This window comes from Chryseobacterium formosense (genome assembly GCF_900116415.1).
GTDB lineage: Bacteria > Bacteroidota > Bacteroidia > Flavobacteriales > Weeksellaceae > Chryseobacterium > Chryseobacterium formosense.
In genome coordinates, this window is record NZ_FPAP01000002.1 from 897,776 (window position 1) to 916,528 (window position 18,753).

At 35.7% G+C, this 18,753-nt stretch carries 14 protein-coding genes and 2 tRNA genes; 14 read left to right on the forward strand and 2 right to left on the reverse strand.

Annotated elements, in window-relative coordinates; all coding sequences use genetic code 11:
• The first annotated feature begins 18 nt into the window (after positions 1-18).
• Together BM371_RS10430 and BM371_RS10435 are read left to right on the forward strand one after the other, a co-directional pair.
• Positions 19-101: transfer RNA gene (locus BM371_RS10430), tRNA-Leu, on the forward strand.
• 81 nt (positions 102-182) lie between these two features.
• Positions 183-255 (forward strand) — tRNA-Lys (locus tag BM371_RS10435).
• Between the two features lie 89 nt (positions 256-344).
• On the opposite strand, the gene panC is transcribed toward BM371_RS10435, so the two are convergent.
• Positions 345-1,193 carry a pantoate--beta-alanine ligase gene (gene panC / locus BM371_RS10440; protein WP_034674039.1) on the reverse strand — a complete coding sequence of 283 codons (849 nt, stop codon included), beginning with the start codon at positions 1,191-1,193 and terminating at the stop codon, positions 345-347.
• Between the two features lie 167 nt (positions 1,194-1,360).
• Here panC and BM371_RS10445 point away from each other — a divergent pair, with 167 nt between their 5' ends.
• The 8 genes from BM371_RS10445 to BM371_RS10480 all read left to right on the forward strand — a co-directional run bounded on the left by BM371_RS10445 (position 1,361) and on the right by BM371_RS10480 (position 11,554).
• A complete protein-coding gene (locus tag BM371_RS10445; protein WP_034674040.1) occupies positions 1,361-2,131 on the forward strand; it encodes a glycogen/starch synthase in 771 nt (256 codons plus the stop codon).
• A gap of 11 nt (positions 2,132-2,142) precedes the next feature.
• A complete protein-coding gene (locus tag BM371_RS10450) occupies positions 2,143-3,711 on the forward strand; it encodes a DUF4270 family protein (RefSeq protein ID WP_034674042.1) in 1,569 nt (522 codons plus the stop codon).
• A 27-nt stretch (positions 3,712-3,738) separates the two neighbouring features.
• Positions 3,739-5,592, forward strand: coding sequence for a glutamine--fructose-6-phosphate transaminase (isomerizing) (glmS, locus tag BM371_RS10455; RefSeq protein WP_034674044.1), 1,854 nt, complete (start codon positions 3,739-3,741; stop codon positions 5,590-5,592).
• A 108-nt stretch (positions 5,593-5,700) separates the two neighbouring features.
• Positions 5,701-7,113 carry a T9SS ring complex lipoprotein PorK/GldK gene (porK, locus tag BM371_RS10460; RefSeq protein ID WP_034674046.1) on the forward strand — a complete coding sequence of 471 codons (1,413 nt, stop codon included), beginning with the start codon at positions 5,701-5,703 and terminating at the stop codon, positions 7,111-7,113.
• Positions 7,114-7,171: 58 nt separating this feature from the next.
• On the forward strand, positions 7,172-7,864 hold the full coding sequence (gene porL, locus BM371_RS10465) for a type IX secretion system motor protein PorL/GldL (RefSeq protein ID WP_034674048.1): 693 nt from the start codon (positions 7,172-7,174) through the stop codon (positions 7,862-7,864).
• 40 nt (positions 7,865-7,904) lie between these two features.
• On the forward strand, positions 7,905-9,494 hold the full coding sequence (porM, locus tag BM371_RS10470; protein WP_034674050.1) for a type IX secretion system motor protein PorM/GldM: 1,590 nt from the start codon (positions 7,905-7,907) through the stop codon (positions 9,492-9,494).
• A 17-nt stretch (positions 9,495-9,511) separates the two neighbouring features.
• Complete coding sequence (porN, locus tag BM371_RS10475) at positions 9,512-10,450, forward strand: type IX secretion system ring subunit PorN/GldN (protein WP_034674052.1); 939 nt, start codon at positions 9,512-9,514, stop codon at positions 10,448-10,450.
• A 54-nt stretch (positions 10,451-10,504) separates the two neighbouring features.
• Positions 10,505-11,554 carry an NAD(P)/FAD-dependent oxidoreductase gene (locus BM371_RS10480; RefSeq protein ID WP_034674054.1) on the forward strand — a complete coding sequence of 350 codons (1,050 nt, stop codon included), beginning with the start codon at positions 10,505-10,507 and terminating at the stop codon, positions 11,552-11,554.
• 15 nt (positions 11,555-11,569) lie between these two features.
• On the opposite strand, the gene BM371_RS10485 is transcribed toward BM371_RS10480, so the two are convergent.
• Positions 11,570-11,962: a hypothetical protein gene (locus tag BM371_RS10485; protein WP_034674056.1), complete on the reverse strand. Its 393-nt coding sequence runs from the start codon at positions 11,960-11,962 to the stop codon at positions 11,570-11,572.
• A 294-nt stretch (positions 11,963-12,256) separates the two neighbouring features.
• On the opposite strand from BM371_RS10485, the gene BM371_RS10490 reads away from it, so the two are divergent.
• The 4 genes from BM371_RS10490 to BM371_RS10505 all read left to right on the forward strand — a co-directional run bounded on the left by BM371_RS10490 (position 12,257) and on the right by BM371_RS10505 (position 18,633).
• Positions 12,257-12,646, forward strand: a complete 390-nt coding sequence (locus tag BM371_RS10490; protein WP_034674057.1) for a hypothetical protein — start codon at positions 12,257-12,259, stop codon at positions 12,644-12,646.
• 189 nt (positions 12,647-12,835) lie between these two features.
• Positions 12,836-13,918 carry an efflux RND transporter periplasmic adaptor subunit gene (locus BM371_RS10495; RefSeq protein ID WP_034674058.1) on the forward strand — a complete coding sequence of 361 codons (1,083 nt, stop codon included), beginning with the start codon at positions 12,836-12,838 and terminating at the stop codon, positions 13,916-13,918.
• A gap of 91 nt (positions 13,919-14,009) precedes the next feature.
• On the forward strand, positions 14,010-17,204 hold the full coding sequence (locus tag BM371_RS10500) for an efflux RND transporter permease subunit (protein WP_034674060.1): 3,195 nt from the start codon (positions 14,010-14,012) through the stop codon (positions 17,202-17,204).
• Positions 17,191-18,633: a TolC family protein gene (locus BM371_RS10505; protein WP_034674062.1), complete on the forward strand. Its 1,443-nt coding sequence runs from the start codon at positions 17,191-17,193 to the stop codon at positions 18,631-18,633. Before BM371_RS10500 ends, BM371_RS10505 begins: the two co-directional genes overlap by 14 nt.
• The last annotated feature ends 120 nt before the right edge of the window (positions 18,634-18,753 follow it).

Below are 18,753 nucleotides of genomic sequence, written 5' to 3' on the forward strand. Positions count from 1 at the left end.
AAATCAAGTAATTTTTTTGCCTGCGTGGTGAAATTGGTAGACACGCCATCTTGAGGGGGTGGTTTCCTAAGGATGTGCTGGTTCGAGTCCAGTCGCAGGCACTGCAGAAAAAAATATTTAATTAATAATTGATATTATGTAAAATAAATTTTTATATTTGTCAACGTTAATTTTATGTGGCCGACTCGGTAGCTCAGCTGGTAGAGCAATACACTTTTAATGTATGGGTCCTGGGTTCGAATCCCAGCCGGGTCACAAGTTTACTGAAAAGTAAATTTTTTTCATATTAATATTTTGTGATTTGGTGTTCAAAGGCTTCCTTCAGGAAGCCTTTGATTTTTGTATTAACCTACATGCATATTGTCGATTAGGCGTACTCCGTCTACATTCACTACTATAAATGCTCTGTACGATTTTGAATCTTCAACAGTTTCGGTTTCTTTTAAAGTATTCTCATCTGCAATCATAAAATATTCCAATTCCATTCCGGATTGTGTACTGAGAATTTCTTTCACTTTTTCTTTGATTTCTGCGATTGATTTTAACTTGAACCAACGGTTCACACTAACCAGAATTTCATAGATGATTTTTGAGTCTTCTCTTCTCTCTTCACTGAGGCGTTGGTTTCTAGAGCTTAATGCCAAGCCGCTTTCTGCTCTGTAAATAGAAACGCCTGTTATTTTTACAGGAAGCTGTTTTTTCTCAACCATTTTTCGGATGATGGCCAATTGCTGAAAATCTTTCTCCCCGAAATAAGCATTGTCCGGCGTTACCTGTCTGAAAAGTTCTTCAACAACTGTTCCAACCCCGTCGAAATGTCCGGGTCTTGATTTCCCTTCCATCTCATTTTCCAGTCCGTCGTAATCATAATGCTGGCTTTCTGTTTTTTCAGGATAAATGTCTTCAACCTGCGGGATGTAAACAGCATCTACTAATCCTGAATTTTCAAGAATTAATATATCGCGTTCCACATCTCTCGGATATTTTTCCAGATCTTCAGCATTGTTAAACTGTGTTGGATTAACAAAAATTGAAGAAATTACAAGATCGTTTTCTTTTCTTGCAGCTTCGTACAGCGAAAGATGGCCTTTGTGTAAAGCACCCATTGTCGGAGCAAAACCAATTCTTTTACCCATTTCTTTCTGTCTTTCAACGAAATCCTGAAGCGTTTTTCTGTTTTTTAGAATTTCCATAGTTTATTTTAATAACAATTCAAAAATACTAAATATTGAGGGATTCAATTTTAGTTTTAATACAATAATACCTACAACTATCGTAAAAAAATGTTAATTACAATAATGTTGAATGTTTTTTCGTAATTTTGCACATTAAAGCATTATTCAAAATTAGATAAAATTATATGCCCAATCAGAAAATACTGTACATTACCACAGAGATGTACCCTTATCAGGAAGATACAAATTTAGCAGCGGTGGTAAACAAAATGGCACTTAAAATGCACCAAGAAGGCAATGATGTAAGAGTTTTTATGCCAAGATTCGGACAGATAAGTGAAAGGAAATTTCAGCTTCATGAGGTGATTCGCCTTTCGGGAATGAATATTATTATTAACGATTTAGATCAGCCTTTAATTATTAAAGTAGCTTCTTTGCCGGGGGAAAGACTTCAGGTTTATTTCATCGATAACGAAGAATACTTCAAAAGAAAACAATACTATTTCGATGACGAAGGTGTAGCATTTGAGGATAACGACGAAAGAGCCATCTTCTTTGCACGCGGTGTGATTGAAACTATTAAAAAACTAAACTGGGTTCCGGATGTTATTCATCTTAACGGGTGGATGTCTTCATTCGTGCCTGTATACCTTAAAACTTACTACAAATCTGATTCTTACTTCAAAGATGCCAAAATTGTCCTTTCATTATATAATGAAAAGGATGCGCCTTTGGCTTCAAACGTAGGAGAAAAACTGAAGTTTGATAATATTTCAGATTTAAATGCATTAAATAATCCTAGCTTTCAAAGTTTCGTGATCGAAAGTATGAACTATGTGGATGAAGTGGTAAAAGGAGATGAATTCTTAGACGGAGAACTGGACAAAGCATTCAACGAAACTTCTACATCAAAATCTGAATACCTGGATGTAGATTCTATCAGTAAATTATATTAATATACATTTTGATGATTTATAATATTAGAAAAATTTTCACCATCCTTTCTTTAATGATTTTAGGTGGTGTATTGGTTTATAATTGTGAGCCGGAACCGGATTCTCTTGGTGAGCAGCTGTTTTTGGATGGTGCGGCAAACGGAAAAGAAGTTCCTTATGATATTACTGCTTATAATATAAGTAATAATGATACCATCAGAGCAGATGCAAATACACTGTATAATCTTTTGGGTTCTACAGCCAATACTTCTGCTACAGGTGTTTTGGGTGCTTTTAATGAAAGTCAGTTTGGGATGCAGAAAGCGACCTACTTTACCCAGTTGAGATTACCTGCAAATGATCCCGACTTCGGAACAAATGCGGTGGTGGATTCTGTAGTTTTGGTTCTTAAGCCTATTTATCGTTCAGATTCAATTACTACAACCACGGATGAAAATTATGTCTATCCGGATGGTAATGTCGATGCTAAAAAAGTTGTCAATACTTATCCAGCTGTAAAATACGGTAAGGCTAAGAAAAAAATGAACATTCAAGTACAGGAAGTAACCGAATTTATGAATGGTTATAATGATCCTGTTTATTCAAATAAAGACTTTGCTGCAAGTTCAACAGTTTTAGGATCAAAAGAATTTTCGGGTAACGTAAATGCGATTACGATTACTAAAGATTCTGATGGTTCTTCACTATTTTCCTCTGCAGCTGGTTTCAGAATTCCTTTATCTCCTACTTTTTTCCAGTCTAAAATTATCGCTAAAAAAGGTCAGCCGGAATTGAAAGATGTTTCTAACTTCATCAGATATTTCAGAGGATTGAAAATTTCTGTAGAGGAAAGTGATGGTTACCTTTTCCAGTTCTATCCAAATGATATGGAACTGATCATGTATTATAAGAATGATAAAGTGGAAAATGGTCAGAACACAAGACCTCAGTTAAAATATTCATTCTCTATCGGAAGTGCAAACGCACATTCAGGATATTATCAGTATGACAGAAGTGGTGCGGCAGTAGCAAACTTCACACCGGATATGGAAAATGGGGATAAAAAGCTTTTTGCCCAAGGTATGGGAGGAAATTCTATCGGAATAAAGCTACCTGTTCTTACAATTAATGAGCTTAAAAAAATGTATCAGGATCAAAAAGCTGCAATTATCAGTGCAAAAATCAGATTGTATATCGATGATGCTGTTTGGTCGAATCCTTATGCAAAACCTTCTGCCTTTACAATCCTTCAGGGAGATAAAGACACAAATGGAAAAACAGTTTTTGATTATACAACAGATTACAGTGTTTTGGGAAGTGCATCTACATTTGTTCCTTTTAGAACTTATGATACAACAGAAGGATACTATTATGAATTCACTGTTACACAATCTTTAAAAGATATTGTTGAATCTGGGAAAGATTATAAAGACAAATTTTATAAAATTGATCTTGCACAGTTTATCTCTACTTCAGCGGGTAGTCTTGCAGGGTTCAAATATACATCAAGACCTTTCTCTATGGGAAGAACCGTTTTCGTAGGGACGGATCCTTCAAATGTTAAAAATGCTAAGTTAAGAGTAACTTACGGTACAAAATAATATTTTAAAAATACACTTGATTTAATTATGTGCGGAATAGTTGGTTATACAGGTTTTCAGGATGCCTATGATATTGTTATCAATGGTCTTAGAAGATTAGAATACAGAGGCTACGACAGTGCCGGAATTGTTTTAGAAAATACAGCCAACAGCTTTAGTGTAGAAAAAACTAAAGGTAAAGTTGATGACCTTGTAAATATTTCAAATAATTTAAAAGGAACGGCGAAAATAGGAATGGGACACACGCGTTGGGCAACTCACGGAGTTCCAAGTGACAGAAATTCCCATCCTCATGTTTCTAATAACGGAAAAATTGCAATTGTTCATAATGGTATCATCGAAAACTATGATACAATTAAAACAATGCTTATTGATAAAGGATTTTCATTCAAATCTGAAACCGATACGGAAGTTTTGGTTAATTTGATCCAGTATTTTACTGATTTAAATACTGAAACAGATTTTCCTACAGCGGTAAGATATGCGCTGAACGAAGTTTACGGAGCTTATGCAATTACAGTAATGCACGAAGATTATCCTGGACTTTTGGTGGTTGCAAGATTAGGTTCGCCTTTAGCAATCGGAATTGGCGAAAAAGAATATTTCATTGCATCAGATGCATCTCCTTTCGTTGAATTTACTAAGGAAGCTATTTATCTTGAAGAAGGTCATATGGCGACAATATCTTTAGAATCAGGTGTTGACATCAGAACTATTCAGGATAACTCTAAAATTATTCCTGAAATTCAGGAGCTTAAATTAAGTTTAGAGCAAATCGAAAAAGGAGGATTTGAGCATTTCATGCTAAAAGAAATTTTCGAACAACCAAAATCGATCCACGATACAATGAGAGGAAGACTTATTGTAAATGAAGGAGTCATTAAAATGGCAGGAATCTGGGATCACGTTGAAAGGTTTAAAAATGCCAACAGAATTATTATTATCGCTTGCGGTACTTCTTGGCATGCTGGTCTCATCGGTGAATATCTAATTGAGGAATTTGCCAGAATTCCTGTTGAAGTAGAGTATGCTTCAGAATTCAGATACAGAAATCCTATTATTACCGATAAAGATGTTGTTATCGCAATTTCTCAGTCAGGAGAAACGGCAGATACAATGGCTGCTTTGAAATTGGCTAAAGAGAGAGGTGCATTTATATATGGTATCTGTAATGTTGTAGATTCTTCGATTGCAAGAATTACAGATGCGGGATCTTATACGCACGCAGGACCGGAAATTGGTGTGGCTTCTACAAAAGCATTTACGGCTCAATTGACTATTCTTTCTTTAATTGCATTAAAATTAGGAAAACATAATGGAAACTTAGGAAATGCAGAATTCATGAGTCTTATCTCTGAATTGGATGCAATACCTAAAAAAATTGAAGAAGTATTAGAAGGAACTCACGAGCTTAGTCAAAATATTGCTAAAGACTTTATAAACGCAACAAACTTCCTTTATTTAGGAAGAGGCTATAATTATCCTGCTGCTTTGGAAGGAGCCTTAAAATTGAAAGAAATCTCTTACATTCACGCCGAAGGATATCCTGCTGCAGAAATGAAGCATGGTCCGATTGCATTGATCGATGAAAACATGCCGATTGTTATCATTGCTCCTAAAAAAGGACATTATGATAAGATTGTGAGCAATGTACAGGAAATTAAAGCAAGAAAAGGAAAAGTGATCGCTGTAGTAAACAAGGGAGATACTCAGGTAAGCGCGATGGCAGATTATGTGATCGAAATCCCTGAAACATCAGAATGTTTCTCTCCGATTGTTGCTTCAGTACCACTACAACTTCTGGCTTATTATATAGCAGTATACAGAGGAGCGAATGTCGATCAGCCAAGGAATCTTGCAAAATCGGTAACAGTAGAGTAAAATGTACTTGGAAATAAAATAAATTTAGATTTTTTTCGTTATTCCAAAAAAAATCTTAAAAGTTTCTTAAAAAAATTATATATTTACGGCTTAATTATAAAAATTAACATGAAAAGGATATTTCTTTTATTATTGTCTGCGTCGGTAGCATCGGTATCTTGTTCAGGTGGGGGAGCCTCTTCGGTAGGTAAACCGGGAACAAAAGGAGAATTGATACCAAGAGAAAAAACAAAATCATTTGTTGCAGAAAGACCTTATGGTATGGTGGCAATTCCTGGCGGTTCCTTTATTGCAGGTATGGCTGATGAATCATTTACCAATAATGGCGAAACTGCACCATTGAAAACGGTAACTGTAGCTCCTTTCTTTATGGATGAAGCTGAAACTACAAATGCAGAATACAGAGTTTTCATTAATTATGTAAGAGATTCTATCGCTAGAACAATGCTTGCTGAAGCTGCGGGTGAAGGAGGTGATGGTCGTGGTAGAGGACAAAGCATCGGAGACTATGCTTATCTTGCTAAAAAAGAAGAAAATTTAACACCATATCAGGAATATTTAGAAGGAGCAGGAGGTAGAGAAGATTATGATGATACAAAGAGATTAGACTGGAAAATTCCATTGCATTGGAGCACGTCTAAATATCCGGATGTTGAATATGCTGAAGTTTTAGAGTCTATGTATTTACCGGCTTCTTCGAGAGTTGGAAGCGAAAGACTTATTGACGTAAGCAAATTAAAATATAATTACAAGTGGGGAGATATGGATGCAGCAATCGCTGATAACGAAAGAGGTGTAAACTTCCTGAGAAGCGAAAGTATTGCAATCTATCCAGATACAACAGTTTGGGTAAACGATTTCCATTTTACCTATAATGAGCCGTTATTCGAGCAGTATTTCTGGCACAAAGCTTATAAAGATTATCCTGTCGTAGGGGTAACTTGGGATCAGGCTAGAGCTTACTGTAATTTCAGATCAAAATTAAAATCTGATTATAACGAAAGCTTAAAAAGAAAAAAACAAAGACCTTTAGTATTCCGTTTACCAAATGAAATGGAATGGGAGTATGCAGCAAGAGGCGGTAAGCAAAATGCTACTTATCCTTGGGGTGGTCCTTATCTAATGGATGACAGAGGTTGTTATTTGGCTAACTTCAAACCGAAAAGAGGTAGCTATATGGAAGACGAGAAAAAAGGAACTTATACATATACTGCTCCAGTGAAGAAATTCAAAAAGAATTCTTTCGGATTATTTGATATGGCAGGTAACGTATCTGAGTGGACTGTTTCAGGATATGATAATTCTTCTTACACTTTCTCTTCTACTTTAAACCCTTCTACAAAATCCAAAACAGACACTAAGAAATCCGTAAGAGGAGGGTCTTGGAAAGATGTTGGTTATATGTTGATGACAGGAGCAAGAGACTGGGAATACAAAGACTCTGCGAGAAGTTATATCGGTTTCAGAACAGTACAAGATATTCCTGAAGCTGCTGTTAAAGCGAAAAGAGTTAACAGATAATATTCTCAAATTATTTTATTATCAATTTATTTTAAAACTTTAAAAAAAACTAACTTATATGTTTAAGACTAAAGATGCTTGGATGAATTTCTTTTATTCATTCGGTGCTGCAATTGTAATTCTTGGAGCTTGGCTTAAAATTACTCACATTACCTTGGGACCAATTAACGGAAACATCGCTCTTACAGTAGGGCTTGTAACTGAGGCAATTATCTTTATCATTTTTGCATTCGACCCTCCTGTTGCTGAAGAGTCGTACCACTGGGAAAATGTTTATCCTGAATTGTTGGATAAGCATGCAAATCCAAATCCTCTACATTCAAATATTTCTACAAAGAACACGGTTGATCATTTTGCGGAATTAGAAAACTCTCTTTCAGGGAAGTTAGATAAAATGCTTCAGGATGCTAAGCTTGATGTACAATTGTTTGATAGACTAAGAACAGGGATTGACAAATTTTCAAGCTCAGTAGATCAAATTAACCAAACTGTTGACGTATCTGCTTCTACACACAAATATAATGACCAGTTAAACAAAGCTGCTCAACACATGGAAAGCATGAATGCTCTTTATGCTATGCAGTTGGAAAATGGTCAGAAACAATCTGATTTTGCTAAGAAGTATGTTGAAGATATGCAGAAATCAGCAGAACAATCTGAGAAATTTAATCAAGAATTACAAGGTTTAACAACTAACTTAAACAGCTTAAACAGAGTTTATGGTGGTATGTTAACTGCTATGAAGTCATAATCCTTAACCATTAATTTAAACAAAAACTAAAGAAAAGAGAATGGCAAAAGGAAAACAGACCCCACGTCAGAAGATGATCAACCTTATGTATTTGGTGTTCATCGCGATGATGGCCCTAAATATTGATGTCGAAATTATCAGATCATATTATGATTCTACAAGATCATTAAATGCAACAAGACTTTTAACAGAAGAGAAAAACGAAGATATTTTCGAGAAAACTCTTGAAGCGAAAGCTCAACAGGTACCCGATACTTATGCTCAACCATGGGAACAGTATAAGGTACTTAAGGAAAAGATTAATGTCTTGGTAAAATTTGCTCAGGATAGTAAAGATGTTGTTAAGAAAAATTCAGATTTCCATGATAAAGACCCGAAAACCGGTAAAGACATGGATATCAGCGAGAATTTCTCTGCTTTGAACAATAACGAAGCTACCACTGAATATTTCTTCAAGGAAGGTGATGAAAATACTCCTTCTGCGAATGCTTTGGAATTGAAAAAGAAAATGGATGATGTTAAAAATTACATTAATTCTACATTTGGAAACAATCCTCAGTTACAGAAATTAGTTGACAGAGCAAATGCTTCTCTAAGCGCAGAATATGCAAACGGAAAATCTCCGAACGGTAAAACCTGGTTTCAGAATAAATTCTACCACCAACCACTTATCGCTGCAATTTCTAACTTAGAGATTATTCAGAATGATGCAAGAAACGTACAGTCAGATGCATTGGCGTTGATGCTTCAGGAGAAAGTAGATGCAAGCATCAAGTTTACAAGCTATGAAGCAATTGTTTCTGCTCCTACAGATGTTCAGGCTGGTAAAAAAGCTGAAGCTGTTATCATGTTAGGGAATTATTCAAACAGTAACAAGATTAGCATTAGCGGAGTAAGTAGACAAGAAAATGGTAAAGGTTATCTTCCTTTAAATACAGGAGGTATTGGAGAGAAAAAGATCGGTGGTGTAATTACGTTAACAGATGCTACAGGAAAAGCCCAGCAATTCCCGTTCACACATACTTATAATGTAATCGCTGGTCCTCAACAGGTAAAACTTGAGCAAGGATTATTACTTTCTGCTGATAAGATGAATGTAATGTATAGAGGATTACAAAACCCTGTTTCAGGATCTATTCTTGGTGCAGATAACGCTCAACTATCATTAACAGCTTCAAGCGGAAGTGTATCTAGTGCAGGTAAAGGTAAGTGGAATATAAAACCAACAACTGGTAATACAATTAACTTGACCCTTTCTGGTACTGATCCTACAGGTAAGAGAGTTTCACAAGTATTTGAATACAGAATTAAAAACGTACCACCGCCACAAGGGCAGATGAGAGGGCAAAATTCTCTTACTATGCCGGCAACTTCAATCAAGAATCAGACTGTACAAGCAGCTATTCCTGACTTTGATTTCCCAGTATCGTTTACTGTTACAGAATTCATGGTGAAAGTTCCTGGTAAAGCAGCAATGCTTGTTAAAGGTAATACGCTTGATGCAGCTGAAGGTTTATTGAAAAATGTAAGACCAGGTGATGTTGTTTCAATTATTGAAATTAAAGCGACAGCTCAAGGATTAGAGGGTCCTGTGAAGAGAATTACTCCAATCGTTATTAATGTTCCATAAGATTAAATAGAATTATTATGAAAAAATATATTAGCAGTCTTTTAGTTTTAGCTTCTGGATTTGCATTTTCTCAAAGCATTCTAAATGCTTCTTCTCCGGAAGAATTCAGACAGATGAGAGCTGAAAATATGAAGAAAGTGGGGGATACTGTTATTAGCAATAAGATTACTCCTCTAGAATATGGTTTTGTGGATGAGAAAGATGTCTTGAAAAGTATGATGGTATGGGAAGTAATTGATCTTAATGATAAGATTAATCAGCCTTTCTACTATGATAATCCTAACGGGCTTCTATCTAAAACGACAAGATCTTTATACCAGATATTATTAGATGCTGCTTTGAGTGGACAAATTGAGGAAGTTTATGATGATGAAAATTTTTCAATCAAATTAACTCCGGATGCCATTAAAGCTAGACTTGAAAAGGTTGTTTTAAACGATGCAGCTGTTGATATTATGGCTACAGGAAGACAACTTACAGAGCAGGAGAGAAAAGAATATACAGATATTTTCCAAACGACTACTGAAAAAGTAAAAGTTTTGAAAATTATGGGTATGTGGTTTATTGACAAGAGAGATGGTCAGATGAAATACAGACCTCTTGGTATTGCTGCAATGGGACCAGATCCTGCTGTTCAGGGTGTTTACGATGCAGAAGGGAAGCCAATTGCAGGTAAAGACGAACTTATTGATCTGTTCTGGGTATATTATCCAAAAGCAAGAGAAATCTTAGCAAACAATTATGTATTCAACAGAGCAAATTCTTCAGCGGATTTATCTTTTGATGATATCATCAATGCTAGAAGATTCTCTTCAATCATCTACAAGTCTTCAAACGGTCTTGGTGATGGTACAATTAAGGATTATGTTCCTCAGAATGCTGAAGAGCAATTGGCTGAAAGTCAAAGAATCAAAGATCAGATTCTTCAAATGGAGAACGATATGTGGAATTACTAAATTTCACTTGATATTTATAAAAAACCTGAGTACTTTTACTCAGGTTTTTTTATTATGAAAAATGTCGATTACATTATTGTTGGTGATGGTTATGCAGCATTGTTTTTTGCACATCAGCTAATTTTAAATAACAAATCATTTGTTGTATTTTCCGAACAAAAGAAAAGTGCGTCACAAATTTCAGCGGGAATTGTCAATCCTGTTGTGCTGAAAAAATTTACCACATTCTGGAAAGCTCAGGAGCAAATTGATTTTTTGAAAAAGTCTTTAAAGGAGATAGAAACTTATACAGGTGAAAATTATTTAATAGATTCACCTATTCACAGAATTTTCCATGACGAAAATGAACAGAAGCTTTGGGTGAAAAAAGCCGAAAATACTGAATTGAAAAACTTTTTAGACAAAAAATTTGATCATTTAAACGTAGTAAAAAACGACTTTCTCACAGGAAAGGTAAATCAGTCAGCTCGTCTTAATGTTAAGGGTTTTTTCAATGGAGTAATGAGTTTTTTGGAAAGCAACGGTCATTTGATCAAAGAAAAATTGAATTATTCAGAAATAAATATTTCAGATTCCATATATAAAGACTTTCATTTTAAAAATATTCTGTTTTGTGAAGGGATGGGCGTGAAAGAAAATCCGTATTTTTCGGATATTGCGGTAATTCCTAACAAAGGACATCACATCCGTGTAAAACTTTCTGAATTACTTCCGCAGGATATTACCATTAAAAAGAAACATTTTTTGTTTCCTTTGGAAAGCGGACTTCATTTTTATGGCGGAACTTACGATCGTGAACAGTTGCATCACGATATAGACGATTCTGCAGTTGAACAGCTGCAAAGAGGTCTGTCGGAATTTTATCCTCACAATTTCGAAATTAAAGAAGTTCATTTTGGCTTCAGACCTACAGTAAAAGACAGAAGACCAATCATAGGGCATCATCCGGAATATAAAAATTTCTTTGTTTTCAACGGTTTAGGAGCAAGGGGGATTCTAAATGGTTGCTTTTTCTCAAAATCACTATTTGATTATATCGAAAATAATCTTCCTTTACCTGAAGAAATATCACTCGAAAGGTTCAATAAAAAAGACGCTGTTTAAAAGCGTCTTTATTTTTTATTGTGAAGCCAATTTTGTGGCGGCTTGATCTCTTTTCCCATGAAATAAAACCATATCTGCATCTTTTTTCAGAAAGGTGACTTCATGCTTAGTTTCAGTGTATGAATATTTGTTATCTGTAGTAGAAAAACCGGGATTTTCAAAATTTTTATGAAGCTCATAAGATTGCCCGTTTAAACGTACAATCACACTATTTTTAGTCTTATTGGTAATAATTTCCATTTCATCACCGTGACGATCCGTAATTGTTTCCTTTACAATTTCATCATTAGTGATCGTGGAAGTTGGGGTAGCTGCTGCATTAAGATCAGGATCTTTTGCAGAATGTTTACATGCTGTTACTGATAAGGTACAAAGACCTGAAAATAAAATGACTACTACTTTTTTCATAATAATTGTTGTTTTGAAAATTCATGAAAATGGTGTTTAATATTGATTGTAAAATTACAATTTTTTTTAACAATATATGTTAAATTTTGATAAAATAACTGAATTAATTTATTTTCCACCCAATTTATTTGTAGTTTGTCTATTGTAAGCAAATTTTATACCGAGTATATAGATTTTTGCTTAATTTTTTTTAATATAAATGCATTTAATCGCTTTTAGCTAATTTAAATTACAGTTAAATTTTGTTAATTGATTTTAAGTTTAATAAAACTCGGCTTACATTTGTGGCTTCAAATGAAAAACGCAATAATTTATTTTCTTACCGCTTTATTTCTGCTATTCGTAGTAGAAAGCAGGCTTAATACAAATACATTGCGTAATGACTATGTAGGTCATACTTCTCAAAATCTTCCGAAAAGAATAAATCGTCTCAATCAGACCTTAGAAAAAATTTCTGTGCAGCAGCAGATCGATAATGTAGATGCTGCTTCATTGGAGTTGGATGAAGCTAGTTTTCAGATTTCAGACGTTGCAAAAACAATTATTGTATTTGCCAGTGTTTTCGGGCTGATTTATTTGTTTGGTTTAAAATATCAGAAAAGATTTAAACCAAATATCCATCACTTTATTACAGATATTCTTTCTGTAAAAAGATTCATTTTTATTCGGTCAATCAGAATATAAAAATTTTCTGGCTCAAATAATATTTTGTCTTGTCTAAAGACAGAATAATTCTGTGTGTCTAAAACACATCTATCATTCAAATTTTATCATTTACGATTTATCCCTCAATAGTTATGAGATCACGATACTTGGTATTCCGCCAATAAATGGTGATTTCGTAGGTCAATTTTAATTCAAACAAATATACTTATGAAAAGAGTAGCATCTTTGGTCGCTCTCGGCACATTACTGTTGTTATCAAGCTGTAACAACAAACACGAAGAAAAGCAGGAAGATTCTGTGTATCCGGTAACAACACCCGTAAAAATGGATACGATTATTAATAAAGATTTCGTCGCCCAGATTCAATCCGTTAAAAATATTGAAGTCCGTGCTCAGGAAAAAGGTTTCCTTGAAAAAATATATGTAGACGAAGGTCAGTATGTGAAACAGGGGCAAACTTTGTTCAGAATAATGCCTCAGTTGTATCAGGCTGAATTGTTAAAAGCCAAAGCTGAAGTAGAGCAGGCTTCCATCGAACTGAGAAATGCAAGTACATTATCCGACAATAATATTGTTTCTAAAAACGAAAGATTGATGGCTAAAGCTAAATTGGATGCCGCAAATGCAGAAATGAAATTGGCACAAATTCACCTATCATTTACAGATATAAAAGCTCCATTTTCAGGAGTTATCGACAGAATTCCTTTGAAATTGGGAAGTTTGGTAGATGAAGGAGAGCTTTTAACAACTCTTTCAGACAATACAAACATTTATACATATTTCAATGTTTCGGAACCTGAATATTTAAATTATCAGACTCACATTGCAGATCGCGGAAACCAAAATGTCAATTTAATGATGGCGAATGGTGAAATGTTTAATCAAACCGGAGAAATTCAAACCATTGAAGGTCAGTTTGATAACGAAACCGGAAATATCGCTTTCAGAGCTAAGTTTCCAAATCCTCAAAAACTATTGAGAAACGGAGAAACAGGGAAGATCAGAATGACAATGCCATTGAAAAACGCTTTGATTATTCCACAAAAAGCAACCTACGAAATTCAGGATCAGAAATATGTTTTTGTGATTGATAAAAACGGTGTTGCCAAATCTAAGAATATCAAAGTTGCGTATGAACTTCCTGATTTGTACGTAGTCGCTTCAGGATTATCAGAAACCGATAAAATCTTGTTGGATGGTGTTCAGAAAGTAAAAGATGACCAAAAAGTAAAAGTGAAATTACAAGATCCGAAGAAAGTCCTTCAGTCTTTAAAATTAAAAGCAGAGTAAATATAAATGATAATAGATGATTGATAAATGATTTTACAAGTGTTCAGCATATCAAACATCCGTCATCTAACATCTAACACCCAACATTTTTATGTTTAAAAAATTCATACGCAGACCTGTTCTGTCGATTGTAATCTCGCTGATTATTGTATTTATGGGAGTTTTATCGTTAATGAAACTTCCGATTACACAGTTTCCTGCGATTTCTCCGCCAAAAGTAAATATTACCGCAACCTATCCCGGAGCGAACAACGAATTGCTGGTTAAAGCCGTTGTGATTCCTTTGGAACGTTCATTAAACGGTGTTCCTGGAATGAAATACATGACTTCAGACGCCGGAAACGACGGTGAAACTTCCATTCAGGTGGTTTTCGATCTGGGAACAGACCCGAACGTTGCAGCAGTAAATGTTCAAAACCGTGTTTCTTCTGCCGTCAATAAACTTCCGCCTTTGGTTGTGCGTGAAGGGGTAAAAATTACCCGTGAAGAACCGAATATGTTGATGTACATTAACCTGTACAGTGACGATCCGAAAGCTGACCAGAAATTCCTTTTCAACTATGCCGATATCAACGTAATGTCTGAACTGAGAAGGGTAAGCGGAGTAGGTTTTGCCGATATTTTGGGAACGAGAGAATATGCAATGCGTATTTGGCTGAAACCAGATCGATTGACAGCTTATAATATTTCAGCAGATGAAGTAATGGAAGCTTTGAACCAGCAAAGTTTAGAAGCTTCTCCCGGGAAAACTGGTGAGAGTTCAGGAAAACGTTCTCAGTCTTTTGAGTACATTCTAAAATATTCCGGACGTTTTAATAATGAAAAAGATTACGGAAATATTATTCTTAAAGCTAAATCTGCCGGAGAATTTGTTAGGTTAAAAGATGTTGCCGATATTGAGTTTGGTTCTTCGATGTACGATATTTATTCTACATTAAACGGAAAACCATCTGCCGCAATCACTGTTAAACAGTCGTATGGTTCGAATGCAAGTGACGTTATCAAAAATGTAAAAACGTTGATGGCGCAATTGGAGAAAACCAACTTCCCGAAAGGAATGCATTATGATATCAGTTATGACGTTTCAAGATTTTTGGATGCTTCGATTGAAAAAGTAGTTCACACTTTATTTGAAGCCTTTATTTTGGTGGCAATTGTGGTGTTTTTATTCTTGGGAGATTGGCGTTCTACTTTGATTCCGGCAATTGCAGTTCCGGTTTCTTTGGTAGGAACTTTTGCAGTAATGTCCGCTTTTGGAATTACTTTAAATATGATTTCACTTTTCGCTTTGGTAATGGCAATCGGGGTCGTCGTCGATGATGCGATTGTAGTGATTGAAGCTGTCCATGCCAAGATGGAAGAGAAAGGACTTTCTGCATTAAAGGCAACTGAAGAAGCAATGCATGAAATCAGTGGAGCAATTATCGCCATCACTTTGGTTATGGCAGCGGTATTTATTCCGGTGGCATTTATGTCGGGTCCGGTTGGAGTTTTCTACCGTCAGTTTTCGATTACAATGGCTTCGTCAATCATTCTTTCGGGAGTTGTGGCATTAACTTTAACTCCGGCTTTATGTGCTTTAATTCTTAAAAATAACCACGGAAAAGCTAAGAAGAAAAGTCCGATTACGATTCTTTTAGATAAATTCAACAACGTATTCAATAAAGGAGCTGGAAAATATGAAAAGTTATTGAACAAAACAGTAACTAAAAAATTCATTACGCTTCCTTTATTGCTGATTTTCTGTGCGTGTACTTACTTTTTAAGCAACTCACTGCCTTCAGGATTTATTCCGAGTGAAGACCAGGGAATGATTTATGCGATTATTCAGACGCCGCCGGGTTCTACTTTAGAACGAACAAATCAGATTGCAAGAGAATTATTGAAAGAATCTGAAGATATTGACGGAGTACAGTCTGTTTCATCTCTTGCGGGTTACGAAATCCTGACGGAAGGAACAGGTTCAAACTCAGGAACATGTTTGATTAACCTTAAAAGTTGGGAAGAACGTTCAGAATCTGCCGCCGAAATCATTGAAAAGCTTGAAGAAAAAGCCAAAAATATTCCGGGAGCCAATATTGAATTCTTCCAGCCGCCGTCAATTCCAGGCTATGGTGCTGCAGGAGGATTTGAATTAAGACTTCTCGATAAAGCAGGAAGTGGAGATTATCAGAAAATGGAGCAGGTAAGTACTGATTTTGTGAAAGAATTGAAGAAACGTCCGGAATTAGGTTCTGCATTTACATTCTATTCCGCGAGTTTCCCTCAATATATGCTTAAAATTGATAATGATTTAGCCGAACAGAAAGGCGTGAGTATCGAAAAAGCAATGGATAATTTATCAACTTTAATCGGTTCAAATTACGAAACCAGTTTCATCCGTTTCGACAGACCTTATAAAGTAATTGTTCAGGCAGGTCCGCAATATAGAGCTTTACCGAGTGATTTAATGAAATTGTATGTGAAAAATGATAAAGACCAAATGGTTCCGTATTCAGACTTCATGCACATGGAAAAAGTGTACGGACTTTCAGAAATCACACGTCACAATATGTACAATTCTTCGGAAGTAAGCGGAACTCCGGCTCCGGGTTACAGTTCCGGACAGGCGATTAAAGCGATCCAGGAAGTTGCGGATAAAACGTTACCGAGAGGTTTCGGAATCGACTGGGCAGGAATTTCTAAAGATGAAGTTGGTCGTGGAAACGAAGCTGTTTACATTTTCTTAATCTGTTTAGGATTTGTTTATTTAATTCTTTCGGCGCAGTATGAAAGCTTTATTCTTCCTTTACCTGTAATTCTTTCATTACCAACAGGGATTTTCGGAGCTTTTTTATGTTTAAAACTTTTAGGTTTAGAAAACAACATTTACGCACAGGTTGCTATGGTCATGCTTATCGGACTTTTAGGTAAAAATGCCGTATTGATTATCGAATTTGCGGTTCAGAAAAAAGCCGAAGAAGGAATTTCGGTTGCAAAAGCAGCTATTGAAGGAGCTGCAGTGCGTTTCAGACCAATTTTGATGACTTCATTTGCCTTTGTTGCGGGGTTAATTCCATTAGTACTAGCAACCGGACCGGGAGCGGTAGGAAACAGAACGATTGGTACTGCTGCAGCGGGTGGAATGCTCTTAGGAACCGTTTTCGGACTAATGATTATTCCTGGATTGTATTACATTTTCGGAACGATTGCAGACAAAACCAGACTGGCAAAATATGAAGAGGAAAATCCATTAACAGAACAAACAGAACCTTATCAACACGATGATAAACATGAAGATTTATAATAAATATATTGCAGCCATTTCCATCTCGCTTTTTTTGGCGAGTTGTAAAGCTCCGATGGCAACTGTGATTCAGGACGAAGTAAAAAATAATATTCCTGAAAATTTTAATCAGAATGAGCAGCAGGATGCAAACAGTAATAGCGGAACAACACCGTGGAGACAGTTTTTTACAGATCCGAATTTAGTGGCATTAATTGAAACTTCCCTGAAAAATAATCAGGAATTAATGATTACGCTCCAGGAAATTGAAATTGCCAAAAGCGGAATCGCTGCTAAAAAAGGAAAGCTTTCGCCAACAGTAAGTGCAGGATTGGGAGCCGGAGTGAAAAAAGCGGGTCGTTACACAAGTGAAGGAGCAGGAGATGCAACCACAGAAATCGAGCCCGGAAAAGAAATGCCCGATCCGCTTGGTAATTTCGAAGCTGGTTTAATGGCAAACTGGGAAATCGACATCTGGAAAAAGCTTAGAAATGAAAAAGATGCTGCAGTAGCTCATTATTTGTCAACAGTAGAAGGAAAGAATTTTGTCCTTTCAAATCTGATTGAGGAAGTAGCAGATAATTATTACGAATTATTAGCATTAGATAATCAGTTGGATATTATTCAACAATACATTAAGTTGCAGACAAGGGCTTTGGAGATTTCAAAAATCCAAAAACAGGCGGCTGCAGCAACGGAATTGGCAGTGAAAAAGTTTGAGGCTGAACTGGCAAAATCTAAAGCAACTGAATATACAATCCGTCAACAGATTACAGAAAAAGAAAATCAGATCAATGCGCTTTGTGGTCGTTATCCGCAACCGATTGTGAGAACAAAAGAAAGCTTTATGTCAACTATTCCACAAACGGTTTATACAGGAATTCCGTCACAGTTATTGGCAAACCGTCCCGATATCAAACAGGCTGAATTAGAATTAAAAGCTGCTAAATTAGACGTTGAAGCGGCAAGAAAAGAATTTTATCCTACATTGGAAATCTCTGCAACTTTAGGATTGGAAGCTTTTAAACCTTCTTATTTAGTTAAAATGCCGGAATCCATTGCTTACAATTTGGTGGGCGAACTGGCAGGTCCGCTGATTAATAAAAGTGCGATTAAAGCAAATTTTCAGACCGCCGATGCAAAACAGATTCAGGCTTTGTATGAATATGACAAAACGATTCTGAATGCCTATCTGGATATTTCAAACCTGATGTCGAAAGTGAAAAATATCGATCAGTATTATCAGCTGAAGTCACAGGAAACCCAGGCTTTAGATCAGTCTATTGATATTGCGAATCAGCTTTTCAAAAACTCAAGAGCAGATTATCTGGAAGTTTTACTCAACCAAAGAGATGCTCTGGATGCAAAAATGGAGCTCATTGAAGCTAAAGAAAAACAGTTAAGCACCGTTGTCGACATTTATAAAAGCTTAGGCGGCGGCTGGAAATAAGTTTTTTTATATCATATATCATTATTTCAATCGTGAAGTCCGGTTCTGTTTTCGGAGCCGGACTTTTTTAATTCAAATAGATCATTATTTGCAAAACAATCTTGTTTGTAATCTCCTGTG

Excerpts from the sequence above, each read along its gene's own strand:
- panC (WP_034674039.1), bottom strand. The coding sequence starts at position 1,193 with ATGGAAATTCTAAAAAACAGAAAAACGCTTCAGGATTTCGTTGAAAGA.
- BM371_RS10445 (WP_034674040.1), top strand. The coding sequence starts at position 1,361 with ATGCCCAATCAGAAAATACTGTACATTACCACAGAGATGTACCCTTAT.
- BM371_RS10450 (WP_034674042.1), top strand. The coding sequence starts at position 2,143 with ATGATTTATAATATTAGAAAAATTTTCACCATCCTTTCTTTAATGATT.
- glmS (WP_034674044.1), top strand. The coding sequence starts at position 3,739 with ATGTGCGGAATAGTTGGTTATACAGGTTTTCAGGATGCCTATGATATT.
- porK (WP_034674046.1), top strand. The coding sequence starts at position 5,701 with ATGAAAAGGATATTTCTTTTATTATTGTCTGCGTCGGTAGCATCGGTA.
- porL (WP_034674048.1), top strand. The coding sequence starts at position 7,172 with ATGTTTAAGACTAAAGATGCTTGGATGAATTTCTTTTATTCATTCGGT.
- porM (WP_034674050.1), top strand. The coding sequence starts at position 7,905 with ATGGCAAAAGGAAAACAGACCCCACGTCAGAAGATGATCAACCTTATG.
- porN (WP_034674052.1), top strand. The coding sequence starts at position 9,512 with ATGAAAAAATATATTAGCAGTCTTTTAGTTTTAGCTTCTGGATTTGCA.
- BM371_RS10480 (WP_034674054.1), top strand. The coding sequence starts at position 10,505 with ATGAAAAATGTCGATTACATTATTGTTGGTGATGGTTATGCAGCATTG.
- BM371_RS10485 (WP_034674056.1), bottom strand. The coding sequence starts at position 11,962 with ATGAAAAAAGTAGTAGTCATTTTATTTTCAGGTCTTTGTACCTTATCA.
- BM371_RS10490 (WP_034674057.1), top strand. The coding sequence starts at position 12,257 with ATGAAAAACGCAATAATTTATTTTCTTACCGCTTTATTTCTGCTATTC.
- BM371_RS10495 (WP_034674058.1), top strand. The coding sequence starts at position 12,836 with ATGAAAAGAGTAGCATCTTTGGTCGCTCTCGGCACATTACTGTTGTTA.
- BM371_RS10500 (WP_034674060.1), top strand. The coding sequence starts at position 14,010 with ATGTTTAAAAAATTCATACGCAGACCTGTTCTGTCGATTGTAATCTCG.
- BM371_RS10505 (WP_034674062.1), top strand. The coding sequence starts at position 17,191 with ATGAAGATTTATAATAAATATATTGCAGCCATTTCCATCTCGCTTTTT.